The sequence below is a fragment of the Amedibacillus sp. YH-ame10 genome (assembly GCF_053848885.1).
In genome coordinates, this window is record NZ_JBSPFA010000033.1 from 20038 (window position 1) to 30427 (window position 10390).

Here is a 10390-nt window from a genome sequence, read left to right on the forward strand (position 1 = left end):
TGTTATGCTAAAAGAAATGTATGTGAAAGATTTTGTGTTGATTGATGAACTTTGTTTGAATTTTGATACGCAAATGTCAGCTTTTACTGGAGAAACTGGTGCTGGTAAGTCTTTGTTGATGGATGCCATTGGAGTTTTAAAAGGGGAACGTATCAATACTTCTATGATCAAAGAAGGAAAAGAAAAAGCCTTCATCGAAGGTGTTTTTGAAGTGGAAGAACATCATCCAGCATACACTTTACTACAAGAAGCAGGATATGACGTAGAAGACTTCATGTTTGTTGCTAGTCGTGAGTTTGGAAGAGAAGGAAAGAGCGTTGCACGTATCAATCAACGTATTGTAAATGTATCCTTTTTAAAGGATGTTGTATCTACTCTTGTGGATATACATTCTCAACACGATACACAATACCTTCTAAATACCAAGTACCACATTACACTATTAGATAATTTTTGTAATGTGGAAGATTTATGCCAACGAGTAAAAACACAATATCAAGCATATAAAAAGATTCATGATAAATTAGAATCTGCTTTACATGAGGATTATAATGAAGATGATCTTGAATTTTTAACCTTTCAATTAAATGAAATTGATGAAGCAGATATAAAAGAACATGAATTAGAAGAGTGTGAAGAAGAAAGCAAACGCTTAATGGCGTTTGAAAAGATATCAAGTAAAGTAGCTTCCTCTTTGGAATTGTTGGAAGATGAACATAAAGGGAGTGCATCACTTTATGAAGCTTGTCGTGAAATTGGCAGTATTCATGAAGATGATTTTTTTGAAAAAGTCAAAGAGAAACTTCAAGAAGCGTATTATCAGGTGGAAGAAGTGGTTCATGAGTTAAAGGATTACATGGATGATTTTGATTACGATGAAGTACACTTTCATGAGTTACAAGAACGCATTTCGTGTATTCATAAGATATATCGAAAATATGGACCTAATGTACAAGCGTTGCAAGTGAAACGTGAAGAATTGAATCAAAAGATTGATATGATTTTGCATCGTCAAGATTTTATTACAAAACAAGAAGCGCTTCGTGAGGAAGCGAAGAAACAATATTTGCTAGTGGCAAATGAACTTCATGAAATTCGTAGTACGAAGGCAAAAGAGTTGGAACAGAAAATATTGGAAGAATTAAAGGATTTACAACTGCCTCATGCACGTTTTGAAGTTGTCTTAGAAACAATGGAAGGGAATGCGAGTGGAATAGACAATGTTGCGTTTTTAATCTCTATGAACCCTGGAGAGCCACTAAAACCATTGAGCACAACAGCAAGTGGCGGGGAGTTATCTCGCTTCATGTTGGGGCTAAAAACGGTGTTTACGTCCTTGCAAAAGATTGAGACGATTATTTTCGATGAGATTGATACTGGAGTGAGTGGAAGTGTGGCGTTTAGTGTTGGTCGCAAGATGAAAGAACTTGCGAATCAAACCCAAGTGTTCTGTGTGACACATCTAGCCAGTGTTGCAGCTTGTGCACAACATCACTACATCGTAGAGAAACTACAACAAGAGAATACAACAAATACGAAGATTCGAGAATTGAACGAAGAAGAAAGAATTGCACAATTGGCAATGATTTCCAATAATTCTATGTCAACTTCCGCAATGGAGGCCGCAAAAGAGCTTTATATGAATGCTCAAAAAGGATAGGTAATTATTTCTTATGTGAGTACATATGCTTTGTGGCAGACTACCTTTTAGGAGGTGGTGCCATGCGTAAGAAGATTATGGTTTTCTTACTTTGTTTATTTTGTAGTGGCCCCTTAAGTATATTGGCGGCAGATGATTTGATCTTAGGTGGAGATAGCATTGGTATTGAAGTGACATATGATGGGGTTATGGTCAGCGGGACCTATCGTTTCGAAGTGGATGGAAAATCCTATGATCCATCAACACAACTAAAACCACATGATATCATAGTAAGCATCAATGGCACACGTATACATTCTATGGATGATTTGTACGCTCAATTGAACAAGTATCAAGACGGTGTCAATGAGATTCCCATACGAATCAAACGTAATCAAGAAGAAATGGATAGCGTGTTGATAAGTGTATTCGATAAGGCTAGTTCATCTTATAAGTCGGGTTTATATATCAAGGACAAAATTGCTGGAGTAGGAACTATGACATATTATGATCCACTCTCGCACACCTTTGGTTCTTTAGGTCATGAGATTTATGATAGCGATATAAAACAAATTGCAGATGTTCATATTGGCACAATCTATCCTGCTCAGGTAAAATCTATACAAAAAGCGCAAGATAATGTACCAGGAGAAAAACATGCGCAAATCGACTATACCCAAGCGTTAGGCGATGTGTTATTGAATAGTGAGATTGGAATCTATGGAACCTACGATTCTCTTCCAACCAACGCAGTAGCATTGCCTTGGGCGAAACAAGATGAAATACAAGTAGGTCCTGCAAAACTATATACGGTCTTAAATGGAGAACGTATTGATTCTTATGATATCAATATAACGAAATTAAACAAACAGAGCCAATCTTCCATAAAGGGGATTGAATTTGAAGTTAGTGATCAACGATTGTTAGAGGCAACCAATGGAATTATCCAAGGAATGAGCGGTTCACCTATCGTTCAAAACGGAAAAATCATTGGGGCAGTCACACATGTTGTGACATCACATCCGATTAATGGATATGGGGTATATATTGAATGGATGCTAGATACTTCTAGATCCTTGAAATAAAAATAGTAAATTCGACCTTTTTCGACCAAATGTAATCAAAAGTAGCCCAAAGAACGACGTAAAAAGTCGCTCTTTTTTTGTAATTGGAATAATTTGTTAAAAAGCGTCGCTCTTTCGACAAATTTACTGTAATTATGCAATCTGCATTTGTATAATTGTAAAGAGGAGGAAAGAGAAAATATGAATAACAAGTTAAGAGTTTATGTAGTAGATGACAGTTTGGAAATGATCCATAGTATGAAGGAGACGTTTGCTAAAAGTGACAACTATCAAGTCGTTGGTAGTGCAACAAATGGTGAACAGTGTATTATGGAATTGCATGGAAAACAGATGGACATTTTGATTCTAGATCTTATCATGCCAAAGAAGGATGGTATGAGTGTATTACAAGATTTGAAAAAAAATAACATCACCGTAGATCATATCATCTGTACGACACCTTTTGTGAACGATCTGATTGTTGGCTCCATTCAGAACTATAAGGTTGACTACATATTGATGAAACCTTTCGAGATTCATCATTTGATTGATCGGTTGAATTTCATCGTTGGATTTACACATCGCGAGAATTCAAATGTAAATACCATGAGTGTGAACTTAAATGATGATGAAAAGAAACGTTTAGCAAAACTAGAATTAGAAAGTGAAATTACAGAATTGTTACATGAAATAGGTATTCCAGCTCATATCAAAGGATATATGTATTTAAGAACGGCTATCTTAGAAACGTATATCAATGTTGATTTCTTAGGCCAAATAACCAAAGTATTATATCCAGAAATCGCAAAGAAATACGCGACTACAGCTTCCAGGGTGGAACGTGCCATACGTCATGCGATTGAGGTTGCGTGGAACCGGGGGAACATCGATGCTATCGATGATATTTTTGGTTATACAATTTCAGCGAGTAAAGCAAAACCAACCAATTCAGAATTCATTGCGATGATTTCTGATAAGCTTCGTTTAGAACATAGATTAAAAAATAAAGTACAAGCGATCAAAACATATCGCTAGTAATTTTATACAATTTCCTTTATACTATACCCATAGATTAAAGGAGATTGTATGGCAGGAAGAGTAATTTTTCATATTGATTTAAATTCATACTTCGCAAGTGCGGAGATACTAAAAAACTCTGCTTTGGAAGGTCAACCCATTGTTGTTGCGGGATTGAATAGAAGAAGTGTAGTGTGTACTGCTAGTTATGAAGCTAGGGCTTTTGGTGTACAAGCTGCAATGCCGCTTCATATGGCAATGGAAAAGTGTCCCCAACTTGTGGTAGTGCAAGGAAGTTATGCTTGGTATGAAGAATTAAGTGAGCGTTTTTTTAAATATCTTAGACGTTTTTCTCCCTATATTGAACCTGCCAGTATCGATGAGTGTTTTATGGATGTGACAGAAGCGATCAAAGCCTATAAACGTCCATTAGATTTAGCTTGGGTGATACAAAAAAGTGTATATGAAGATTTGAGACTTCCTTGTAGCATAGGTGTAGCGCCTAATAAATTCCTAGCAAAAATGGCAAGTGATATGCGAAAACCTATGGGCATAACCATTCTTCGTAAACAAGAAGTAAGTAAGAAACTTTGGCCCCTTGGCATCCATGAAATGTTTGGGATAGGGAAGAAAACCGTACCGCTTTTATTGGAACATGGTATTACGACCATTGGAGATTTAGCGAATCCTGAAAATGAGAGTAAAGTAATGAGTCTTCTTGGAAAGCATAGCTATGGTATGATACAAAATGCAAGAGGGAATGGAAGTAATCAATTAAGTTATAATCATACATTGCAATCCATTTCTCAATCGACAACTTTGGATCGAGATATATCCGATTATGATGAAGTAAAAACTGTCTTCAAACGTTTGGCCATGCAACTAAGCAAACGCGCAAAAGAAGACGATTTAAAAGGCTCTTTAATTTCCATTTCTATTCGTTACTTTGATTTTAGTAATGCTGTACGTTCTCAATCCATATCGGATTATACCAATGATGAAAATACATTATTAGAACATGCTTTATTGTTGTTTGATCAAAATAACAATGGTAAAGAAATACGTCATTTAGGAATTGGTCTAGGTTCTTTGTTTTCCCAAAGGAAAACAATTGATCAAATCAACCTCTTCCAAAAAGAAGAAGATATTGTGCATGACGCAAGTGATGTTTTAAAAGAATTAAATCGCCAATTGCCACAAGCACATTTGATGAGAGCGAGTGAACTCTTGCGAAATAAATAGAATTTTGTCTGATGAAAGAAGGAAAACTCCTTCTTTTTTTTCATAGAATACAGTGAGGTGATTTCATGAGAAAACATCATAAATACCATGGATTCTTTCATAAGTATCATAATGTGTATCTCTATATAGGGATCTTGGTTGGGTGTGGAATATTAACAGGTATTGTATTATCGAATTTTATAGATGTTAATGATATTAAACATTTATCTTCGTATTTGACAACGGTGAGTAGTGGGGTCAATAAATATGACTTCTTCGTGTCACAGTTTTTCACAGGTATCTTGTTTATTCTATTTGTTTTTTTATTGGGAACTAGTTTTGCGGGAATCCCTTTGATTAGCTTTGTGGTGTTTACAAAAGGCTTACAGATTGGGTTTTCATGTGCGTTGTTTGTATTTAGCTATCAGCTAAAAGGGATTGCAGGTATTTTTATGACCTTATTACCACAAGTTCTATTTGATCTCATAGCGACCTTCCTGATATCTGCGAGTGCCATTCAATTGTCTATGTATATCGTATACAGTTGTACAAATCGTGAAAAGCTCGATTTCAAAAAACTTGCAAACTCGATTCTAAATGATATCTTCATCTGTTTTTTAATCGTGCTTATAGGAAGTTACTTAAAATCAACGATTGGAATAGAATGTATTAAACTCTTTAATTTAATGTAATTCTCCTGTATAATGAAAAGATATTTCAGGAGGTAGGGCATGGATAATTTATCGTATGATTTTCTTGCAGATAGCGATATCTACGTATATCAACGCAAAGATATGTTTCGTATCAACACAGATACTTCACTTCTGGCGAAGTTTATGACCATCAAAAAAGGGGAACGTGTTCTTGATGTTGGGACAAACAATGGCGCTTTATTATTGGCAGCGAGTAGAAAACAACCATCTTTTATGTATGGAGTGGATATTCAAGAGGAAGCGATTGAACTAGCAAGGTATAATATGCAACAACAACATATTGAAAACGTAGAACTTATTTGTGAGGATTTCAAAACTGCTTCATTACCAAAAGTACAAGTCATTCTTTGTAATCCTCCATATTTCAAAGTTCATGATGGTGCTAATTTGAATGAATCTGAAACTTTACGTAAAGCGCGCCATGAAACGTATTTAGAGTTATCACAACTATGTCAAAAGGTATCGTCTTTATTAGATGAAAAGGGAAGGTTCTATTTAGTGCATCGCGCCAATCGCATCGCTGAAATCATATGTGAATTACGAAAGAACCGTTTAGAAATTCGTACGTTACAATTTGTCTATGATGAACAGAAGGAAGAAGCTATAACTGTACTGATTGAGGCAGTTAAGGATGGAAAAGTAAATGCTCATGTAGCTAATGGTATCTACGTAAAGCGTTAAATACGAATTGTTTGGTCTTGGCTTGTTCAAATTTAGGATCATATTTGTATTTACAAAAAAGGACAATTACTATATTTCAAATTAAGTAATAATAAACAGAGGAAAATGATTTAACTACTTGTTTGTTTTTTTTGCATCTTTTAGTTTGGTTCTAATACAATGACAAAAGTTGTTTTTAATATCCTGCCTTTTTTATTGAAAGGGATATTGTTATTGTTAATTCAAAAGAGCCATGCATTCAATTCTTTTTTTATATCACAAGGAAACTAATATCCATTTTGCTATACTCTAACTTGTTTCAGGGTTTTAGTGATAAACGGACTTTCAAATTAAAGTTTATGATTTCGTAATTCAAGCAGATACACTTGACAAATAATCATTCAAACTATATAATGTAAGCGCATACAATCCGTATGATCATAGGGGATAAGAGGGGGAGGAGATACATATGAAATTACTATCTAGGAAAGTAATTATTGTATTAATGTTTGGCTTTATGTTTATAATCCCAGCAGCAGTTAAAGCAGAAAACTATTTTTATAGTGGACATTATAGTCTGGTAGAATATAAAGATACATTAGTTGGTAACGCAAGATATACCTATTCTACAAGATATTCTGCGCAAAGTGCAACAGTATGTGCTTTTGTTAGACATAATGACGTTTATAAGGTTAATTCAAGCTGTAATTATCAAAATGCTAGTACAGCTTTAGCTAACATGGTTAAGGGCTCTCATACGCATGATAGATGGAATCAATGAAGTAGGCAAAACCAAAAAGGCACTTGTGTCTTTTTGGTTTTATTATGATTAAGATAAGGAGAGAAAATGATGAAATTTATAAAAAGAAGTATTTTCGTGCTACTAATTTTCCTTCAATGTTTTTTTTGTGGACAAACCAATAGCGACCAGACAAATCAATACTACTATCATTATTTTAAAGATCATGCTAGCTTGAGTGTACCAGCACATTTGAACGATGTAAAAGAGAATAAGAGGCTCTATCAGTTCGTTGCTGACAATGATACAAAAGGTGTAACATTTTTAAACACTATACAGAAACAGTCGAAATCTATAATATATTTTAAATCAAATGATGATGTATATAAAAAAACATTATTTTCTTCATCTGATATAAAATATTTAAGTTCGGGTGACTCAGTTTCGAAATATACGGGAGATCAATTGGGGAAGTATACATATGAATTTCATGCATTTTCTCCTCATACAAATGCTTTAGAAGGTATGATAGTAATATATTCACTCGATCAAGATGTACTTGTCACAATTAAAGAACAACTGAAAACGCAGTTTAATTTAGATGGTGAAATACAGTCTGCTTCTACTCAATCACATGAAAAAGAATTATTTCTTCCATATAGTATGGAAATCGGATTATCCTACATAGCTGTTGTTAATAGTGTTTTATTTGTTGTATTACTTCTGCTTTATTCCTTGCGACAAAGAAAGATAAGTGTATATAGATTGTATGGGAAGTCCGTGCATAAAATAATTATGGAAGCTTGGTGTAAGGATGTAGGCCTATATCTTATATTGATGTTGATTCTTGGTACCTGCTATAGATTCATGTTATATAGCGATGGTGGAATCAATGATTACATTAAGTTTATGATGATTGTAGGTATACTACAAATGTTATGTTTCTCGTTATTTTATGTAGTACTGTATGTTCTAATAAAAAAATCTCAAATATTAAATGGCATTCGTAATCACTTGCAAAATCGTTCGTTGCTTGTGGTGAATGCCGCTGTTAAATTCATGATTATTATCCTATCTTCTATCATTTGTACAAATCTGATTTCTAGCATAATTTTAGTTTCTGGAGAATATGAAACTTCAAAGCATTTATTAGAAGTGACTAAGAACTCAATACAATTTGATGGAATGCGTGCAGACCTCAATTTTTCAAATGAAGAATTAGCAACTATATTTTATGATACGCAAGCCGCTTTAGAGAAAAGTGATTCTATGTATATAGATCCTACTGTTTATGAATATGATTTCAAAAAACCTTCTGAAGAAGAGATAGCTTATGATTTGATGATGGTATTCGATGATACAGTACGTGTTAATAAAACGTTTCTTAAAGAGAATCAAATAGTCGATATCAATGGGGATGAAATTAATTTTTTAAGTGAAGATCAAACAATGCAGCCAGTTTTTGCAATTCCTGAGTCTAAGTGGAGCGATGAACAAATACAATCGATAAAAGAAAGCCCAATGTTTCAAGGAATGGTATTCACCTTTACAAAAATTAAAGATGGGCAAGAAGTCTTTGCGTTTTCTGCGAAAGCAGGAATACCTACAAATGGATTTATTAAAGATGCAATCTTCCTAGTGGATGGTGGATATGAAACTAATCGCTATATTATTAATTTAGACAATATAAAAGGGGATAGTATGGAAAAACGATACAAAAATTGGTTATATAAGAACGATATACCTGATATTTACTTTTATCGAAATCCAAGTGATTTAGTACAAATTGTTGTAAATGATTTGCAAGGAAAATTAATACAATCTATTGTGCAATTCATATTTTTACTTATCGCTATTTTTATATTATCATACCAATTTATATATACATATATTTGTTCGCATCGTAAGAAAATTTTCATCTATAAGACGAATGGAGCAAGTTTACTAGAACGCTATTCTGGAACATTGATTATTTTTTTAACAATCTATATTCTTGGGATATTTGCGTTGTTATTTATGTCGCAAAATGCTTCGATGCTATCATTGCTGATGATTTTTGGGCTTGATAGTTCCGTTGTACTGTATCTGCTTATACGATTAGAGAAACATGCAATCGCATTAGAACTAAAAGGTGGTGAGTAAATGAATGCAATTACAGTAAAGAATATTTCGAAAAAATTCAATGAAAGAACTTTGTTTCATGATTTTTCTTACGAATTTGAATGTGAAAAATTATATGCAATTACAGGAGAAAGCGGAAGTGGGAAAAGTACATTATTGCATATGATAGGTGGTTTAGAAAATTTTGATAGTGGAGAAATTTTATTTCATGAAAATAGAAATATAAAAAGTAGGGAATTCCGTTCACACATTTGGAGAGATGAAGTAGCATTTTTGTTTCAAAATTATGCATTGGTTGATAATGAAACTGTATATCAAAATTTAAGAGTTCCCTTGGATATTCAAAAAGAAAAGAATAAAGACGAGAAAATCAAAGGTGCTCTACATGATGTTGGATTAGAAGACTATGAAGAACGTACAATAAGTTCTTTATCAGGTGGTGAACAACAACGTGTTGCTATGGCACGCGTATTATTGAAAAAATGTTGTATTCTTCTTGCGGATGAACCAACTGGAAATCTTGATGCCTACAATAAGGAAATCATATTCTCTCTCTTGAAACAATTAAAGCAAAAAGGAAAAACGATCATTATGGTTACACACGATAGTTCTTTGGCATCTCAATGTGATGCAATTATTGAACTAAAGAAATAAAATAAATTTCGCAAAGCCATTACTTTATTGATAGAGTAATGGCTTTTTATATTTTTTAATATTTTCCACTTTTATCGAAATATTTAGTATTTTTGTATGTTTAGTAAGCAGAGGAAATATACTTGATGTAAAAGAAAACTGCCATTCATAGAACAGGACATCATCCATTATATGATGGTTACTGTAATGAAAAGAGATCAGAACTATATAACATCAACTTACATTTAGATAAGAAAAATGTACCAACAATGTAATTGACAATTATGTCAATTTTGATACCCGAAGTTTACTTAGATATAAACAAGAGAACGTAGAAGTAACCATATTTACTGTCAATAAATGAAAACACGCATTATACATCAAGTAATGGATGGCTTGTTAGATGGTAAATACTTCTTGTTTAATTAGCTTCAAGTTGGAAGGGATATTAAAAAAGTTTTCGTAAATTATCAGAATAAATGCAGTAAGAAGTAAAAATAGTAAAAAAAGGGAGTTATTGCAGTTTAAGTTAAGTGAAAACGGCAATAACCCTTTTAATATATTGTGAAAGTCATAAAAAAAT

Annotated in this window: 9 protein-coding genes; all 9 read left to right on the forward strand. The window is 33.3% G+C overall.

The features are described from left to right. The first annotated feature begins 4 nt into the window (after positions 1-4). The 9 genes from recN (at position 5) to ACWG42_RS12645 (ending at position 9828) form a co-directional block, all read left to right on the forward strand. Positions 5-1660 carry a DNA repair protein RecN gene (gene recN / locus ACWG42_RS12605; protein ID WP_455792828.1) on the forward strand — a complete coding sequence of 552 codons (1656 nt, stop codon included), beginning with the start codon at positions 5-7 and terminating at the stop codon, positions 1658-1660. 62 nt (positions 1661-1722) lie between these two features. After that, the gene (spoIVB, locus tag ACWG42_RS12610) at positions 1723-2724 is read left to right on the forward strand and encodes a SpoIVB peptidase (protein ID WP_455792829.1); all 1002 of its coding nucleotides are present in this window, start codon (positions 1723-1725) and stop codon (positions 2722-2724) included. Positions 2725-2904: 180 nt separating this feature from the next. Then, the gene (gene spo0A, locus ACWG42_RS12615) at positions 2905-3738 is read left to right on the forward strand and encodes a sporulation transcription factor Spo0A (RefSeq protein ID WP_455792831.1); all 834 of its coding nucleotides are present in this window, start codon (positions 2905-2907) and stop codon (positions 3736-3738) included. A gap of 51 nt (positions 3739-3789) precedes the next feature. Then, entirely contained in the window at positions 3790-4962 is a 1173-nt protein-coding gene (gene dinB / locus ACWG42_RS12620; protein WP_455792833.1) for a DNA polymerase IV, read from the forward strand. Between the two features lie 65 nt (positions 4963-5027). Continuing rightward, the gene (locus tag ACWG42_RS12625) at positions 5028-5633 is read left to right on the forward strand and encodes a stage II sporulation protein M (RefSeq protein WP_455792835.1); all 606 of its coding nucleotides are present in this window, start codon (positions 5028-5030) and stop codon (positions 5631-5633) included. Between the two features lie 39 nt (positions 5634-5672). Then, entirely contained in the window at positions 5673-6335 is a 663-nt protein-coding gene (locus ACWG42_RS12630) for a tRNA1(Val) (adenine(37)-N6)-methyltransferase (RefSeq protein ID WP_455792837.1), read from the forward strand. A 448-nt stretch (positions 6336-6783) separates the two neighbouring features. After that, positions 6784-7095, forward strand: a complete 312-nt coding sequence (locus ACWG42_RS12635) for a hypothetical protein (RefSeq protein WP_455792838.1) — start codon at positions 6784-6786, stop codon at positions 7093-7095. Between the two features lie 69 nt (positions 7096-7164). Then, positions 7165-9195, forward strand: coding sequence for a hypothetical protein (locus ACWG42_RS12640; protein WP_455792840.1), 2031 nt, complete (start codon positions 7165-7167; stop codon positions 9193-9195). Next, entirely contained in the window at positions 9196-9828 is a 633-nt protein-coding gene (locus ACWG42_RS12645) for an ATP-binding cassette domain-containing protein (RefSeq protein WP_455792841.1), read from the forward strand. Positions 9829-10390 lie beyond the last annotated feature (562 nt).